Annotated in this window: 12 protein-coding genes; 5 read left to right on the forward strand and 7 right to left on the reverse strand. The window is 71.3% G+C overall.

Going from position 1 to position 16032, the window contains the following annotated elements:
• The first annotated feature begins 6 nt into the window (after window positions 1-6).
• Window positions 7-483 carry a hypothetical protein gene (locus ACP4J3_RS19190; protein ID WP_426536213.1) on the forward strand — a complete coding sequence of 159 codons (477 nt, stop codon included), beginning with the start codon at window positions 7-9 and terminating at the stop codon, window positions 481-483.
• A 9-nt stretch (window positions 484-492) separates the two neighbouring features.
• On the opposite strand, the gene ACP4J3_RS19195 is transcribed toward ACP4J3_RS19190, so the two are convergent.
• Complete coding sequence (locus tag ACP4J3_RS19195) at window positions 493-1293, reverse strand: N-formylglutamate amidohydrolase (RefSeq protein WP_426535919.1); 801 nt, start codon at window positions 1291-1293, stop codon at window positions 493-495.
• Between the two features lie 44 nt (window positions 1294-1337).
• Here ACP4J3_RS19195 and ACP4J3_RS19200 point away from each other — a divergent pair, with 44 nt between their 5' ends.
• Together ACP4J3_RS19200 and ACP4J3_RS19205 are read left to right on the forward strand one after the other, a co-directional pair.
• Window positions 1338-2132 (forward strand): hypothetical protein, encoded by a 795-nt coding sequence (locus ACP4J3_RS19200; protein ID WP_426535921.1) that lies wholly within the window; start codon window positions 1338-1340, stop codon window positions 2130-2132.
• A complete protein-coding gene (locus ACP4J3_RS19205) occupies window positions 2078-2422 on the forward strand; it encodes a DNA glycosylase AlkZ-like family protein (RefSeq protein WP_426535923.1) in 345 nt (114 codons plus the stop codon). The genes ACP4J3_RS19200 and ACP4J3_RS19205 overlap by 55 nt, the downstream gene beginning before the upstream one ends.
• A 93-nt stretch (window positions 2423-2515) precedes the next feature.
• Here the strand turns inward: ACP4J3_RS19205 and ACP4J3_RS19210 are convergent, their stop codons facing one another.
• The 4 genes from ACP4J3_RS19210 to ACP4J3_RS19225 all read right to left on the reverse strand — a co-directional run bounded on the left by ACP4J3_RS19210 (window position 2516) and on the right by ACP4J3_RS19225 (window position 8225).
• Window positions 2516-4735, reverse strand: a complete 2220-nt coding sequence (locus ACP4J3_RS19210; RefSeq protein ID WP_426535925.1) for an NADP-dependent isocitrate dehydrogenase — start codon at window positions 4733-4735, stop codon at window positions 2516-2518.
• Between the two features lie 196 nt (window positions 4736-4931).
• Window positions 4932-6026 carry a mechanosensitive ion channel family protein gene (locus ACP4J3_RS19215; protein ID WP_426535927.1) on the reverse strand — a complete coding sequence of 365 codons (1095 nt, stop codon included), beginning with the start codon at window positions 6024-6026 and terminating at the stop codon, window positions 4932-4934.
• A 337-nt stretch (window positions 6027-6363) separates the two neighbouring features.
• On the reverse strand, window positions 6364-7128 hold the full coding sequence (locus ACP4J3_RS19220) for a crotonase/enoyl-CoA hydratase family protein (protein ID WP_426535929.1): 765 nt from the start codon (window positions 7126-7128) through the stop codon (window positions 6364-6366).
• Between the two features lie 131 nt (window positions 7129-7259).
• On the reverse strand, window positions 7260-8225 hold the full coding sequence (locus tag ACP4J3_RS19225) for a lysylphosphatidylglycerol synthase transmembrane domain-containing protein (protein WP_426535931.1): 966 nt from the start codon (window positions 8223-8225) through the stop codon (window positions 7260-7262).
• Window positions 8226-8378: 153 nt separating this feature from the next.
• Here ACP4J3_RS19225 and ACP4J3_RS19230 point away from each other — a divergent pair, with 153 nt between their 5' ends.
• Complete coding sequence (locus tag ACP4J3_RS19230; RefSeq protein WP_426535933.1) at window positions 8379-10301, forward strand: ABC transporter ATP-binding protein; 1923 nt, start codon at window positions 8379-8381, stop codon at window positions 10299-10301.
• An 83-nt stretch (window positions 10302-10384) separates the two neighbouring features.
• Window positions 10385-14311, forward strand: coding sequence for a glycoside hydrolase family 2 TIM barrel-domain containing protein (locus tag ACP4J3_RS19235; protein WP_426535935.1), 3927 nt, complete (start codon window positions 10385-10387; stop codon window positions 14309-14311).
• Between the two features lie 135 nt (window positions 14312-14446).
• Here ACP4J3_RS19235 and ACP4J3_RS19240 read toward each other — a convergent pair whose 3' ends face one another.
• A complete protein-coding gene (locus tag ACP4J3_RS19240; RefSeq protein WP_426535937.1) occupies window positions 14447-15286 on the reverse strand; it encodes a cytochrome c biogenesis CcdA family protein in 840 nt (279 codons plus the stop codon).
• Between the two features lie 6 nt (window positions 15287-15292).
• Window positions 15293-15877, reverse strand: coding sequence for a redoxin domain-containing protein (locus ACP4J3_RS19245; RefSeq protein ID WP_426535939.1), 585 nt, complete (start codon window positions 15875-15877; stop codon window positions 15293-15295).
• Window positions 15878-16032 lie beyond the last annotated feature (155 nt).

A 16032-nucleotide genomic window follows, 5' to 3' on the forward strand; every position in this document is an offset into this window, starting at 1 on the left:
GACGACATGCACGACGAGGCGACGGGCGAGGAACCCTTCGACGACGACGGGTTCGACGTCGAACTGCTTCAGGAGGAACTGCGCCAGGCGGCGGCCATCCTCGACCCCGTGCCGCCCCAGCTCAGGCAGCTCGCCGTCGAGGCCTTCGCCCTGCACGACCTCGACGCCCGCATCGCCGAGCTGACCTTCGACTCGGTGGTGGACGCCATCCCGGTCAGGGGTGCGACCGACGTGCCGCGGATGCTGACCTTCCGCGCGGGCGAGGTGACGGTCGACGTGGAGGTGACCGCGCAGGGCCTGATGGGACAGGTGCTGCCGCCGCAGCAGGCCCGGATCGAGGTGCTCGGCGGACTGCAGACGGCCACGTCGGTCGACGCCGACGACATGGGCCGCTTCACCAGCGACGCACCGCCGGGCGGCCCGTTCGCCCTGCGGCTGCGGACCGGCGGGGAGGTCGTGGTCACCGAGTGGCTGCGAGCCTAGGCCCAGCGGTCAGCGGGAGGCGGCGTCCAGCAGCGTCGCCAGCGCCCGCGCCAGCCGGGTGAGTCCGGGGCCGGCCGGACCGCCCGGCTCCGTCATGTACAGATTCCGCCGGATCTCGATCATCAACGCGCTCACCCGCGGCTCGACGCCGTAGAACTCCAGCGGGACGTACGTGCCGCTGAACGGACTGTCCAGGCCTGTCTCCCCGCACGGCGCGAACGCCTCCCGCGCCGCGGCGAGCAGCTCGGGCGGGGTGTGGAAGGAGTCGGTGCCCAGGCAGACCGGCGGCCTGGGGCCCTCGCCGTGCAGCTCGTAGGGGAGCCGGGCGGTCGGATAGGAGTGCACGTCGATGATCACGGCCCGGCCGGTGGCGGCGAGCCGGTCGGCCACGGCCTCGGTCATGGCCTTCGCGTACGGCCGGAAGTACCGCTCGACGAGGGGTTCGGGGTCGGTGCCGGCGGGCCGCAGCTCCTCGAGGTGCGTGGTCCGCGTGTAGACGGCGCCCATGCCCACCGCCAGCATCTCCTCCCGCTCGTCCGGGAACCGCTCCGGGTCGACGACCAGTCGGGACAGTTGGTTCACGAACCGCCACGGGGCGGTCTCCGACGCGCCGGCCGCCTCCGCCGCCAGCTCCGCGGTGTGCGCGTCGACGATGTGGTCCAGCTCCCGCTCCAGCGCCCCGTCGTCCAGCACGATGCCGGCGCGCACCTCGGGCGGTATCTCCCGCGCCGAGTGCGGCACATGCAGGATCACAGGCGACCGCGCGGCCCCGGGGAGCAGTTCGAACGACGGTGCGGCAGAGGGCGTCACGGCTGCTCCAGGGCGTTGTCAGTGGCGTGCCGCACCATCACAACATGATCATCGGCACCCGGCGGACGACCGCCCACCAACTCTCCCGGACCGACGCCCGCCGCATCGCCGTGCGCGCCCAGTTGCTGGACGGCGCCCGGCGGCCGGGCGGACTGCTGGACGTCGTACGGCGGCTGACCCTGCTCCAGGTCGACCCGACCGTGGCCGTCGCGCCCAGCGCCGACCTCGTGGCGTGGAGCAGGCTCGGCTCCTCGGGGTACGCACCGGCCGACCTGACCGCCGCGCCGGCGGACCGGACCCTGCCGGAGCTGCGGGCGATGATCCGGCCGGGTGAGGATCTCGCGCTGTACCGCGCCGAGATGGCCCAGTGGCCGCAGCGGGGGACACCGTCGTCCTGGCGCGAGTACCACGGCATGTGGGTGGCCGCCAACGACGCCTGCCGCCGGGACATACTCGGCCGGCTCGCCGCCGCGGGGCCGCTGCCCTCCCGGGAACTGCCCGACACCTGCGAGCTGCCGTGGCGGTCCAGCGGGTGGAGCGACAACCGCGATGTCACCAAGCTGCTGGAGCTGATGGTGCAGCGCGGCGAGGTCGCCGTGGCGGGGCGCAGCGGCGGGCGGGTCTACCCCGACACGCCCGCGGTCCCCGTAAGGAGGCGCTGCGTGTCCGGGACGAGCGGCGGCTGCGCGCCCTGGGCATCGCGCGCGCCCGGGGCCCGGAGTGCCAGGTCGAGCCGGCGGTCGTCGAGGGCGTGCGGGGCAAGTGGCGGGTCGATCCGGCCCAGTTGGGGCAGCCGTTCACCGGACGGGCCGCCCTGCTGTCGCCGTTCGACCGGCTGATCCACGACCGCAGACGCACCACCGAGCTCTTCGGCTTCGACTACCGGCTCGAGATGTACAAGCCGCCCGCCAAGCGCCGCTGGGGCTACTTCGCGCTGCCGATCCTGTACGGCGACCGGCTGGTGGGCAAGCTCGACGCCACCGCCGACCGCGGGAACGGGGTGCTCAGGGTCGACGCGATCCACCGGGACGAGCCGTTCGACCGGACCGTGAGCGCCGAGGTCGGCCGCGAGATCGAGGACCTGGCGCGCCGGCTGGAGCTGGAGCTCGTCCTGCCCGGGCAGCCGTGAACATGGCTCCGCCCCGGCCGTGCGGATCACGGCCGGGGCGGGTCGCTCATGCGGTCCTGCCGGACCGCTCGGCCCCTGTCGGGGGCGCCCGGGTCAGCTCAGGGACGCGAGCGCCTCGTTCCAGGTCGCCGACGGGCGCATGACCGCGGCGGCCTTGGCCGGGTCGGGCTGGTAGTAGCCGCCGATCTCGGCCGGCTTGCCCTGGACGGCGATCAGCTCCTCGACGATCTTCTGCTCGTTCGTCGCGAGCGTCTCGGCGAGCGGCGCGAAGGCCTTCGCCAGCTCGGCGTCGTCGGTCTGCTTGGCCAGCTCCTGCGCCCAGTACAGGGACAGGTAGAAGTGGCTGCCGCGGTTGTCGATGCCGCCGACGCGACGGGTCGGGGACTTGTCCTCGTTGAGGAAGGTCGCCGTGGCGCGGTCGAGGGCGTCCGCGAGGACCTTGGCGCGGGTGTTGCCGGTGGCGGTCGCGTACTGCTCCAGGGACGGCACCAGCGCGAAGAACTCACCGAGCGAGTCCCAGCGCAGGTAGTCCTCCTTGACGAGCTGCTGGACGTGCTTCGGCGCGGAGCCGCCGGCGCCCGTCTCGAACAGGCCGCCGCCCGCCATCAGCGGGACGACCGACAGCATCTTGGCGCTGGTGCCCAGCTCCAGGATGGGGAAGAGGTCGGTGAGGTAGTCGCGCAGCACGTTGCCCGTGACCGAGATCGTGTTCTCGCCGCAGCGGATGCGCTCGATCGACAGCTTGGCGGCCTCGACCGGGGACAGGATCTTGATGTCCAGGCCCTCGGTGTCGTGCTCGGGCAGGTACTGCTTGACCTTCTCGATGATCACGGCGTCGTGGCCGCGGTTCTCGTCCAGCCAGAACACCGCCGGGTCGCCGGTGGCGCGGGCGCGGGTGACGGCCAGCTTGACCCAGTCGCGGATCGGCGCGTCCTTGGTCTGGCAGGCGCGGAAGATGTCACCGGCGGAGACGGCCTGCTCCAGGACGACGTTGCCGGCCTCGTCGACCAGGCGGACCGTGCCGTCGGCCGGGATCTCGAAGGTCTTGTCGTGGGAGCCGTACTCCTCGGCCTTCTGCGCCATCAGACCCACGTTCGGGACCGAGCCCATGGTCGACGGGTCGAAGGCGCCGTTGGCCCGGCAGTCCTCGATCACGGCCTGGTAGACGCCGGAGTAGGAGTGGTCGGGCAGCACGGCGAGGGTGTCGGCCTCCTGGCCGTCCGGGCCCCACATGTGGCCGGAGGTGCGGATCATCGCCGGCATCGAGGCGTCGACGATCACGTCCGACGGCACGTGCAGGTTGGTGATGCCACGGTCGGAGTCGACCATTGCCAGCGCCGGACCCTCGGCCAGCTCCGCGTCGAAGGACGCCTTGATCGCATCGCCCTCGGGCAGCGACTGAAGGCCCTTGAGGATGCCGCCGAGACCGTCGTTCGGGGACAGACCGGCGGCGGCCAGCTTCGCACCGTACTGCTCGAAGGTCTTCGGGAAGAACGCGCGCACCACGTGTCCGAAGATGATCGGGTCGGAGACCTTCATCATCGTCGCCTTCAGGTGCACGGAGAACAGCACGCCCTCCGCCTTGGCGCGGGCCACCTGCGCGGCGAGGAACTCGCGCAGCGCGGCGGCGCGCATCACGGAGGCGTCGACGACCTCACCGGCGATGACCTTCAGCGGCCCGCGCAGCGCCGTGGTGGAGCCGTCGGCGCCGACCAGCTCGAAGCTCAGGGTGGTGGCCTCGGGGATCACCACGGACTTCTCGGTGGAGGCGAAGTCGTTCTCGGCCATCGTCGCCACGTTCGTCTTGGACTCGGAGGTCCATGCGCCCATGCGGTGCGGGTGGGTCTTCGCGTAGTTCTTGACCGAGGCAGGGGCGCGGCGGTCGGAGTTGCCCTCACGCAGGACCGGGTTCACGGCGGAGCCCTTGACCTTGTCGTAGCGGGCCTGGATCTCCCGCTCCTCGTCGGTCTTGGGGTCGTCCGGGTAGTTCGGCAGCGCGTAGCCCTGGCCCTGCAGCTCGGCGACGGCGGCCTTGAGCTGCGGGATCGACGCCGAGATGTTCGGCAGCTTGATGATGTTGGCGGCGGGCGTCTTGGCCAGCTCACCCAGCTCGGCGAGGTGGTCCGGGATGCGCTGGTCCTCGGTCAGGTACTCCGGGAACACCGCGATGATGCGGCCGGCCAGCGAGATGTCACGGGTCTCCACAGCGACACCCGCCTGCGAGGCGTACGCCTGGACCACCGGCAGGAAGGAATACGTCGCCAGGGCCGGGGCCTCGTCAGTGTGCGTATAGATGATGGTCGAGTCAGTCACCGGGTGCTCCGCTCCACGTCTGCAACATTGCTCGACATCAAGATATCTCGTGATCGGCCCGTACTCGACAGGGGTCCGCACAGAGGTGGCGGATGTGTGCCGACATCCCGGATCCACGCGGGAGGGACGCTCTCGGCCCCGACGCGCCGTCCGCGCCGAACTCGGCACACGCCGTCTCTACGGATGTCCGGGTACGTCAGTCGAGATGGACGGGCGTCGCCCCGTCCGACTCCCCGGGGATGCGCTGCTGCGGGATCGCCACCGTCCCCTGCTGGATCGCCACCGTGCGCGTGGGCGCCGGGATGCTGATGCCCTCCTTGCGGTAGCGCCGGTGCAGGCGCTTGATGAACTCGTGCTTGATCCGGTACTGGTCGCTGAACTCACCGACGCCCAGGATGACGGTGAAGCCGATCCGGGAGTCGCCGAAGGTGTGGAAGCGGATGATCGGCTCGTGGTCCCGGACGGCGCCCTCGACCTCGGTCATCACCTCGCCGATGACCTCGTTCGTCACCCGCTCGACGTGGTCCAGGTCGCTGTCGTAGGCCACGCCGACCTGGACCAGGATCGTCAACTCCTGCTCGGGACGCATGAAGTTGGTCATGTTGGTCCTGGCCAGCTCCCCGTTGGGGATCACGATCAGGTTGTTGGACAGCGCGCGCACGGTCGTCTGACGCCAGTTGATGTCCTCGACGTAGCCCTCCTCGCCGCTGGCCAGCTTGATGTAGTCGCCGGGCTGGACGGTCTTGGAGGCGAGGATGTGGATGCCGGCGAACAGGTTGGCGAGCGTGTCCTGCAGGGCGAGCGCGACCGCGAGGCCGCCCACGCCCAGGGCGGTGAGCAGCGGCGCTATGGAGATGCCCAGCGTCTGCAGCATCACCAGGAAGCCGATGGCCAGGACCAGGATCCGGGTGATGTTGACGAAGATCGTGGCGGAGCCGGCGACGCCGGGGCGGGACTGGGTGACCGTCCGCATGAGTGCCGCGACCCCGCGGGCCGCCGCCAGCGTCACCACGAAGATCAGCACCACGGTCAGGACCTGGTTGACGTTGTGCTGCACCGTCCGCGTCAGCGGCAGCGCCGCGCCGGCGGAGGCCGCGCCGCCGAGGAGGGCCGCCCACGGCACCACGGTCCGCAGCACGTCCACGATGAGGTCGTCGCCGCTCCAGCGGGTGCGGTCGGCGTGCTTGCCCAGCCAGCGCAGCAGCATCCGCAGCAGGAAGGCCGCGAGCAGGCCGGCCGCCAGCCAGATCCCGGGGATGACCAGGTCGTCCATGGTGAGCGTCCGGTTCACCTGTCACCTCCGGGGAGAAGCGCTGCGGCGAACCCCTTCGCCCACGGCCGGATGTGAAGTCTCGTCACGTTGTCACCTGCTCGATTCCGCGATGTGCCGTCGCGCCGGCCACCCCATCCCCCGAGACCGGCGCGAGGGCTCATCCTGCCGTATCTGGCACACGTGTTCGTTCCAGGATCGTCGGCCGGACGGCCTCATCGGTCGCTTTCGGGCATTCTCCCGCGGACTCGCGCCACCTCCGAGGGCCGAACGACCGCACCCCGGGGCGCTCTCGATGCGTGGGCGACGCACGAGGGGGCGTGCCCGCGTCCGCGCGCGCTCCGGCGGCCGGGCCCCGTCACAGGTCCGTGAACGACCCGTGCCGCCCCGCACCCGAGGCGAAACGGGCCGCGCCCGCCAGGCTGTCCGCCAACACGCCCATGCCGTGACGCAGTTCACCCCGCATCGCGGCCGGCTCGTCCAGCCCGTCCTGTTCGAGCACGGAGGCGCGGTCGGCGCGCAGGCACGCCTGCGGGAACCGCGCGATCGCCGCGGCCAGCTCCTCCGCCTCGGCGCGGGCCCGTCCGGTCGGCACGACCCGGTTGGCGAGCCCCATGTCACGGGCCTCGGTCGCCGCCACCGGGCGTCCGGTCAGGATCATGTCCAGCGCGCGACTCGTGCCGATCAGCCGGGGCAGCCGTACCGTGCCGCCGTCGATCAGCGGCACACCCCAGCGGCGGCAGAACACGCCGAAGACGGCGTCCTCCTCGGCCACCCGCAGATCGCACCACAGCGCCAGCTCCAGGCCACCGGCCACGGCGTGTCCGGCGACCGCCGCGATCACCGGCTTGGACAGCCGCAGCCGCGTCGGCCCCATCGGGCCGTCGCCCTCCTCGGCGACCCGGTTGCCCCGCTCGCCGCCGAGCGCCTTGAGGTCCGCGCCCGCGCAGAACGTGCCGCCCTCACCCCACAGCACCGCCACCCGCGCCTCGTCGTCGGCCTCGAACTCCCGGAATGCGGCGACGAGCTCGGCGGCGGTCGGGCCGTCGACCGCGTTGCGGACCTCGGGACGGGAGAGGACGACGGTGGTGACGTGTCCCCGGCGCTCGACTCGGACCGGCATGGCGGGGTCCTTTCGGTGGGCGGACCCCGTACGTTACTGGCCAGTCATATGGCCTTCCACCGGAATCGCCCGCTCATATGGCCTTGCACCGGAATCGCCCGGTCATATGGCCCTCCACCGGAACCGCCCGCTCAGATGACCTTCCACCGCACCAGCGCCCCCAGCGTCAACGCCCCCGGCAGCAGCGGCAGCCACACCGTGATGATCCGGTACGCCAGCACCACCGCCGTCGCCACCGCCACCGGGCCGCCCGCCGCCACCAGGGCCACGATCAGCGCCGCCTCCACCGAGCCGAGTCCGCCCGGCGTGGGCACGACGGCGACGGCGACGGTCGCCGCCAGATACGCGAGCGCCATGTGGGCCGGCGGCACCTCGAGGCCCAGGGCGAGCCCGACCAGGACCAGCCCAGACGCCTGAAGCACCGGGAAGGCCAGCGAGCCGCCCCACAGCGCCAGCGCCCGCGAGGGGCGGGTGTGCACCGAGCGCGCCTCGCCCAGCGCGGTGTGCAGGAACGACATCACGGCGGTGCGCAGCCGCCGTACGAGGGCGAAGGCGGCCACGACCACGACGGCCGCCGCGCCGGCGATCAGCAGGAGCGGGCCCCATGACCCCTCCGGGAGCAGGGGGCCGAGCCGCAGCGCGTGCGGGAAGGCGATGAGCAGCGCGGCCAGCAACCCGATGCGGGCGATGCTCTCCGCCAGCAGATACAGGGCCAGCGCGGCCGAGGAGCGGGCGAGCGGCAGCCCGCACACCGTCATGAACCGCAGGTTGACCGCGCTGGCGCCCAGCCCCGTGGGCAGCAGATGGTTGGCCGAGCCGGCCGCGAACTGCGTGACGAGCAGCCGCAGTCTGGGCAGTCGGTCGACCACCGCGCCCTGCCGGGTCACCGCGGCCGCCACCCACGTCAGGCAGGTGGCGCCGGCCGCGGCGAGCAGCCAGGGCCACTTGGCTGTCGCCAGATGCCCGATGCCCTCGGCGAGCACGGCCCGGTGCCGCACCGCGATCACGACCACGAGGACGAGCGGGAGAAGGACGAGTATCTGGCGGAGCGGGAGCCGCCGGAGCAGGCGTCCCGGGAGGATTCGTACCGCTGTCACATTCGGAGAGGTTCTCCGTGCCGCGCCAACGGCGGGTTGCGACGGCGCGGACGGCGCATTACGGACCGGCTGCGGACGGCCGTCGGTCTTCGCGATGCCGCCCGCAGTGCAGGAATTGACCTCAACATTGCTTGAGGTTCTACGTTCCTTCCCATGAGCATGGAGACCACAGCCTGGACCCAGTTGCACAGCGTGATGAACGCCGAGCGGGAGCGCCGCCCGTTCGCCCGCGCCACGCTGCGCCGCATCGGCGCGTTCGCCCGCCCGCACCGCAGACGGATCGCGCTCTTCGTCGTGCTCGGGGTGATGACCGCACTGCTCGCCGTCGCGACCCCCGTACTCGCCGGAAGCGTCGTCGACGCGATCGTGACGGGCGGCGACGAGGGCACCGTCGTCCGCCTCGCCCTGCTGATCGCCCTGATCGCGGTCGCCGAGGCGGTCCTCGGGATCCTCGCCAGGCGCCTGTCGGCGACCCTCGGTGAGGGTCTCATCCTCGATCTGCGGACGGCTGTGTTCGATCATGTGCAGCGCATGCCGGTCGCGTTCTTCACACGTACTCGTACGGGGGCGCTCGTCTCCCGTCTCAACAACGACGTCATCGGCGCACAACGCGCCTTCAGCAACACCCTGTCCGGAGTGGTGAGCAACCTCGTCACCCTGCTGCTCACCCTCGCCGTCATGCTCACCCTGTCCTGGCAGATCACCCTGCTCGCCCTCGTCCTGCTCCCGGTGTTCGTGATCCCGGCCCGGCGCATGGGCCACCGCATGGCGCGCATGCAGCGGGAGGCGGCCGCGCTCAACGCCTCGATGGGCACCCGTATGACCGAGCGCTTCTCGGCCCCCGGCGCCACGCTGGTCAAGCTCTTCGGGCGCCCCGAGGAGGAGTCGGAGGAGTTCGCGGCCCGGGCCGGGCGGGTCGCACAGATCGGGGTACGGACCGCCACCGCCCAGTCGGTGTTCATCACCGCGCTCACCCTGGTCTCGGCCCTGGCCCTCGCCCTGGTCTACGGCCTCGGCGGCTGGTTCGCCCTGCGCGGCAGCCTGGAGCCGGGCGCCGTCGTCTCGCTGGCGCTGCTGCTGACCCGCATGTACGCGCCGCTCACCGCACTCGCCGGCGCCCGGGTCGAGGTCATGAGCGCCCTGGTCAGCTTCGAGCGCGTCTTCGAGGTGCTCGACCTCGAGCCGCTGATCGAGGAGAAGCCGGACGCGAAGAAGATCCCCGAGGGCCCGGTGGCGGTGGAGTTCGAGGACGTCCGCTTCGGCTACCCGTCCGCCGACAAGGTCTCCCTCGCCTCCCTGGAGGAGGTGGCGTCCCTCGACACCCGCGGCGGCACCGAGGTGCTGCGCGGCATCTCCTTCCGCGCCGAACCCGGGCAGACCGTAGCCCTGGTCGGCTCGTCCGGCGCCGGCAAGTCGACGATCGCCCAACTGCTGCCGCGTCTCTACGACGTCGACGAGGGCGCCGTACGCGTGGGCGGCCTCGACGTCCGCGATCTGAGCGCCGAGTCCCTGCGCTCCACCGTCGGCATGGTCACCCAGGACGGCCACCTCTTCCACGACACCGTCCGCGCCAACCTGCTGCTGGCCCGGCCCACCGCGACCGACACCGAACTCTGGGACGCCCTGCGCCGCTCCCGCCTCGACGCTCTCGTACGGTCCCTGCCCGACGGCCTGGACACGGTGGTCGGCGAGCGCGGCTACCGGCTCTCCGGCGGCGAACGCCAGCGGATGACCATCGCCCGGCTGCTGCTGGCCCGTCAGCGCGTCGTCATCCTCGACGAGGCCACCGCCCATCTCGACAACACCTCGGAGGCGGCCGTGCAGGAGGCGCTCACCGAGGCGCTTGAGGGCAGGACCGCGGTCGTCATCGCCCACCGGCTGTCCACCGTGCGGGCGGCCGACCAGATCCTGGTGGTCGAGGCCGGCCGGATCGTCGAACGCGGCACTCACGAGGAGTTGCTGACGGCCCGGGGACGCTACGCCGAGCTGTACCGGACGCAGTTCGAAGGCCAACTCGCCACTCAGGACCAAACAAAGACCGACAGCATCATTGCTTCACTTGGGTTCGCATCCTAGGGTTCGTTCGGTTTACCAACAGCACCGCACAAGATCTGACGCTCCCTCAAGCCGTGCAGCGGACTGTCGTTGCGAGGAAGGCCATGGTCATGCCGGACACCCCCCAGTCTCCCGCCGTCCCGTCCCGCCCGCTGGGCGTGCCGGTCAGCCGCCGTCGTCTCCTGGAGGGCGGAGCAGCCGTCCTCGGCGCGCTCGCCCTGTCCGGCTCGTCATCGGCCGTGGCACGCGCGGCCGACGGGGCCGGAGCCGCGGCCGAATCGCCGGAGTGGAACGGGAAGATCAACCTCTTCCAGGTGGGCGCCGAGCCACCCCACACCACGCTGATGCCGTATGCGAACGTGAAACAGGCCCTGGCCGCCGACCGCACCCGCTCGCCGTACCGCCTGAGCCTCGACGGCAGATGGAAGTTCGCCTACGCCGACCGCCCCGACGACCGCGACACCGACTTCTACCGCACCGACGTCGACGACCGGGACTGGGACACCATCCCCGTCCCCGCCGTCTGGCAGCTCCACGGCTACGACTTCCCGATCTACGTCAACAGCGACTACCCCTGGTGGGGCGCCAACGGCCAGGGTGAGGAACCGCAGCCGCCGAACGCCCCCACCCGCTACAACCCGGTCGGCCAGTACCGGAAGACCTTCACGCTCCCGCGACACTGGAAGGGCCGGCGCACCTTCCTGCACTTCGAGGGCGTCAAGTCCGCCCACTACGTGTGGATCAACGGCGAGTTGGTGGGCTACAAGGAGGACTCCTTCACCCCCGCCGAGTACGACATCACCGAACACCTCGAGCCCGGCACCAACCAGATCGCCGTCGAGGTCTACCGCTACTGTGACGGCGACTGGCTGGAGGACCAGGACATGATCCGGCTGAGCGGCATCTTCCGCTCGGTCTACCTGTACTCCACCCCGGCCGTGCACCTGCGCGACTTCAAGCTGGACACCCCGCTGAGCGACGGCTACAAGGCGGCCGCCCTGTCGGTCACCGCGAGCGTGCGCGCCTACGGCGATGGCGACGGCGGACGGTACTCGGTCGAGACGCAGTTGTACGACGCGCACGGACACCCGGTCTGGTCCCGTCCCCTGCACCAGCGCGTCGACGTGGGCGCCGCCGGCGAGGACGTGACCGTACAGGCCGAGCGGGCCGTCCCCGCGCCGAAGCTCTGGTCGGCCGAACACCCGTACCTCTACACCGCCGTCCTCCGACTGCGCGACCCGGCCGGAAGACTGGTGGAGACCCTGTCCCACCGCGTCGGCCTGCGCGAGTTCGCGCTCAAGGACGGCCTGATGCGCATCAACGGCAAGCCCGTCTCCTTCCGCGGCACCAACCGGCACGAGATGCACCCCGACCGCGGCATCGCCCTCACCCGCGCGGACATGATCGAGGACATCCGGATCATCAAGCGGATGAACATGAACAGCGTCCGCACCTCGCACTACCCCAACAACCCGCAGTGGCTCGAACTCGCCGACGAGTACGGCCTGTACCTCGTCGACGAGACCAACCTCGAGACCCACGGCATCCGCGGCGAGTACCCGGGCAACCACGCCGACTGGTCCGAGGCCTGCGTCGCCCGCGCCCAGAACATGGTCCACCGCGACAAGAACCACGCCTCCGTCGTCATCTGGTCGCTCGGCAACGAGGCGGGCGGCGGCAGCACGTTCGTCGCCATGCACGACTGGATCAAGTCGTACGACACCACGCGCGTCGTCCAGTACGAGGGCGACGACCGCCCGGCGATCAGCGACATCCGCTCGGAGATGTACGACAGCCCCTCACGGGTCGAGTCCCGGGCCAAGGACACCGCCGACACCCGGCCGTACGTCATGATCGAGTACTCCCACGCGATGGGGAACTCCAACGGCAACTTCAAGAAGTACTGGGACCTCGTGCGCCGCTACGACGTCCTGCAGGGCGGCTGGATCTGGGACTTCATGGACCAGGCCCTGAGCTGGCCCACCCCGGCCCGCAAACAGTTCACCGACGCCGGGCCGGCCGGCCTGCGCGGCGAGATCATGGCCCCCAGCGGCACCTTCGACCGCGCCAAGGGCCTGTTCGGAGGCACCGTCTTCGCCCGCGACGCGAGCCTGGACCTCACCGGCTCCCTGACGCTGGAGGCGTGGATCACCCCCCGGTACCTCGGCTACCACCAGCCGATCATCGCCAAGGGCGACACCCAGTACGCGCTGAAGCAGACCAACAAGAACCTCGAGTTCTTCATCTACGGCGGCGGCCAGTGGGTCACCGCGAGCTGGGCGCTCCCCGACAACTGGACCGGCACCGAGCACCATGTCGCGGGCGTCTTCGACGCGGATGCGGGCAGGCTGACCCTCTACGTCGACGGCGAGGCCAGGGCCACCCGCACCACCAGCCAGAAGCCCGCCCGCAACACCGCCTCCCTCGCGCTCGCCACCGACATGGACAACCCCAACCGGGAGTTCAGCGGCACCATCCGGCGGGCCCGCGTCTACGCCCGCGCGCTGAGCGCCGGCGAACTGGCCTCCGAGGGCCGTGGCCCCGGCGACGACGGGGTGCGGTTCTGGTTCGACGCGGCGACGGTCGCCCTCACCGAGAAGCGGCCGAGGCGGAAGACCTTCTTCGCGTACGGCGGCGACTGGGGCGACAACCCCAACGACTTCAACTTCGTCGCGGACGGCATCGTCACCGCCGACCGCCGGCACACCGGCAAGGCCGCCGAGATCAAGCGGATCTACCAGGCGATCAACGCCGCACCGGCCGCCGGCGACCGGCTCGCCCCCGGCGCGGCGGTGAAGCTCACCAACGAGAACCTGTTCACCAACCTCCGCGAGTTCGACGGGCGTTGGGCGCTCGTCGCCGACGGCGAGGTGGTGCAGCGCGGAAGGCTGAGCCGCACCCAGCTCGATGTCGCCCCGCTGTCCAGCAGGGAGATCACCGTGCCCTTCAGGGTGCCGGACAAGCCGGCGCCGGGCACTGAGTACTTCCTGGAGCTGACCTTCGCCACGAAGGAGACGACGAAGTGGGCCAGGGCCGGCTTCGAGGTCGCCAAGCAGCAGCTCCCCGTCGACGCGGGCAGCCCGGCGGTGACCCCGGTCCCGCTGGACCGCGTTCCGCCACTGACGTACGACGAGGCCGACGGCGCGGTCTCGGTCGCCGGCCGCGGCTTCTCCGTCACCGTGGACAAGAAGACGGGCGTCATCACCTCCTACAAGGCCCGCGGCGCCCAACTGATCTCCTCCGGCCCCGCCCCGAACTTCTGGCGGGCGCCCACCGACAACGACAAGGGCAACGGCCAGCACACCCGCAACCAGACCTGGCGTGACGCCGGCGCCCGGCGCAAGGTCACCGACGTCGCCGTCCGCGCGCTGCGGGACCGGGCCGTCGAGATCAAGGTCAGCGGCACCCTGCCGACCACCACGGAATCGTCGTACACCACCACCTACACGGTCTTCGGCAACGGCGAGATCAAGGTCGACAACACCCTGCACCCGGGCGCGGCCTCCCTGCCGTACATCCCCGAGGTCGGCACCCTGCTGTTCCTGCCCGGCCGCCTGAAGCGTCTGCACTACTACGGGCGCGGCCCCGAGGAGAACCACTGGGACCGCAACAACGGCACCGACGTGGGCTGCTGGTCCGGGACCGTCTCCGGCCAGTGGGAGCCCTACATCCGCCCGCAGGAGAACGGCAACAAGACCGACGTCCGCTGGGTGGCGCTGACCGGCGGCCACGGCGCCGGGCTGCTGGTCTGCGGTGAGCCGCTCCTCGAGGTCAGCGCCTCGCACTTCACGCCGGAGGACCTGTCGGTGGGCGTGCGGCACGACTACCAGTTGACGCCGCGCGACGAGGTCGTCCTGCGGCTCAGCCACCGGCAGATGGGCGTGGGCGGCGACAACAGCTGGGGCGCCCACACGCACGACGAGTACAAGCTGTTCGCGAACCGCGACTACTCCTACACCTACCGGCTGCGCCCGCTGACCGACCTGGACGAGGCGATGACGGCGTCGCGGAGGCCCACGGCGGCGGAGTGACGAGTGACGCCGAACGCGAGCGGGGCCCGGCAGCGCGCCGGGCCCCGCTCGGGGGATCGCGGCGTCGATGAAGATCACGACACCGGTGTCACCGTCGGATTCGGAGTTCACCAGGACCTTTGCAGGTGAAGAGAGTTACGACCGGCGCCGGCGGCGGACCGCCACGGATCCGATCAGCAGGGCCGCGAGGAGGACGGCGATGACGGCGGGGCCGGTCGCGTCCAGGGCGTCGGCGAGGGTGCGTTGGATCGTGCCGGCGGTGTCGATGACCGGATCCTGGGTGGCGGGCGCGCGCTGGACGCGGATCTCGTACCAGCCGTAGTAGGCGACGTACCCGCCGACCAGGAGCAGCAGGCCGCCGCCGGTGCGCGAGGCGACGGAGCCGAGGCGGCGCAGCCGGCCGATGCGGGCGGTGCGGGTGAGGGCGACGGAGAGGGCCGCGGTGCCGACGATCAGGCCCATCCCGGCCGCGTACGCCGTGAACAGGGCGATGCCCTCGAGGGTGGATCCGCTGCGGAAGGCCGAGACGACGATGGCCAGGAACGGGGCGATGGTGCAGCCGAGGGAGGCGATCGCGTAGGCGGCGCCGAACAGGGCCATGGAGGGCAGGGAGCGGGTGACGGTCGGGGCGCGGCGCAGCTTCGGCAGCAGGGTGGGCAGGTCGCGGCCGGCCAGGATCCAGCCGCCGGCGAGTGCCAGCAGGAGCCCGAAGCCGATGGTGAACCAGGGCAGATGTTGTTGAACCTGCCCGGCGACGGGGGCGATGGCGAGGCCGAACAGGGCGAACACGGCGGCGAATCCGGCCGTCATCGCCGCGGTCGCCACCAGCGCGCGGGTGACGGCGGCCGCGCGGGTGGGTGTGTCGTCGCCGAGGACGAGGAGGGAGAGGTAGGCGGGCAGGAGGGCGAAGCCGCAGGGGTTGACGGCGGCGAGCATGCCCGCGGTCAGGGCGAGGGCAAACGGCAGGTCGGACATGGTGGTTCAGCCGACGAGCGGGCTGAGCTTGTCGGCGAGTCCCTTGCCGGCCGGGAGGCTGCCGGTGAAGACGGTCTTGCCGTCCTTGTCGAGGATCACATAGATGCTCTGCTGGGTGATCTCGAACTTCTTCCAGATCTCCCCGGGCTCGTCGGAGAGGTTCGGGAAGGTGCCCACCTTGGTGTCGGTGACGAAGTCCTTCATGGCCTGGGGCTTGTCGAGTCCGGCCACCCCGATCACATGCGCCTTGCCCTCGAACCGGTCGGCGACCCTGGCGGTTTCGGGGCCCTGTGCCTTGCAGGTGGGGCACCACGGCGCCCAGAACCACAGGACGGTGGGCTTACCCGCCAGTGTCGCCGCGTCGAAGGGCTTGCCGTCCACGGTCGTTCCGGTGAACCGGAGCGCCTCGGGGACCGCCGCTGTTCCGGCTCCGTCCCCGTCCTGTGCCGCCGCCGAGGAGTCGGGGGAGGAGGCGGAGGGACTGTCCGTCGGTGCGGCGCCGCCGGAGGACGCATTGTCCTCGGTGCCGCAGCCGGACAGGGCGAGCGCGGTGGTGGCTACGACAGCCGTGAACAGCAGGCGGGCATGCATGGAGGACAGCTCCTCGTAGTCGGGTTCGGCTGAACTTTAAGCGGGGCCGGGCGCAGCCGGGGTCGGCCGGGTGCTTACGGTTCGGTGACGTCCGCCCGCAGGACCTATCTGTCGAATCCCTGTCATCCCTGAGGCGTGGTTGCCGCTGCGCGCCG

Source organism: Streptomyces sp. UG1 (genome assembly GCF_049974585.1).
Lineage (GTDB): Bacteria > Actinomycetota > Actinomycetes > Streptomycetales > Streptomycetaceae > Streptomyces.

What these genes read in the sequence shown, in the direction of transcription:
- ACP4J3_RS19190 (WP_426536213.1), top strand. Translation starts at nt 7, where the DNA reads ATGCACGACGAGGCGACGGGCGAGGAACCCTTCGACGACGACGGGTTC.
- ACP4J3_RS19220 (WP_426535929.1), bottom strand. Translation starts at nt 7,128, where the DNA reads ATGCCGGTCCGAGTCGAGCGCCGGGGACACGTCACCACCGTCGTCCTC.
- ACP4J3_RS19230 (WP_426535933.1), top strand. Translation starts at nt 8,379, where the DNA reads ATGAGCATGGAGACCACAGCCTGGACCCAGTTGCACAGCGTGATGAAC.
- ACP4J3_RS19240 (WP_426535937.1), bottom strand. Translation starts at nt 15,286, where the DNA reads ATGTCCGACCTGCCGTTTGCCCTCGCCCTGACCGCGGGCATGCTCGCC.
- ACP4J3_RS19245 (WP_426535939.1), bottom strand. Translation starts at nt 15,877, where the DNA reads ATGCATGCCCGCCTGCTGTTCACGGCTGTCGTAGCCACCACCGCGCTC.
- ACP4J3_RS19200 (WP_426535921.1), top strand. Translation starts at nt 1,338, where the DNA reads ATGATCATCGGCACCCGGCGGACGACCGCCCACCAACTCTCCCGGACC.
- ACP4J3_RS19235 (WP_426535935.1), top strand. Translation starts at nt 10,385, where the DNA reads ATGGTCATGCCGGACACCCCCCAGTCTCCCGCCGTCCCGTCCCGCCCG.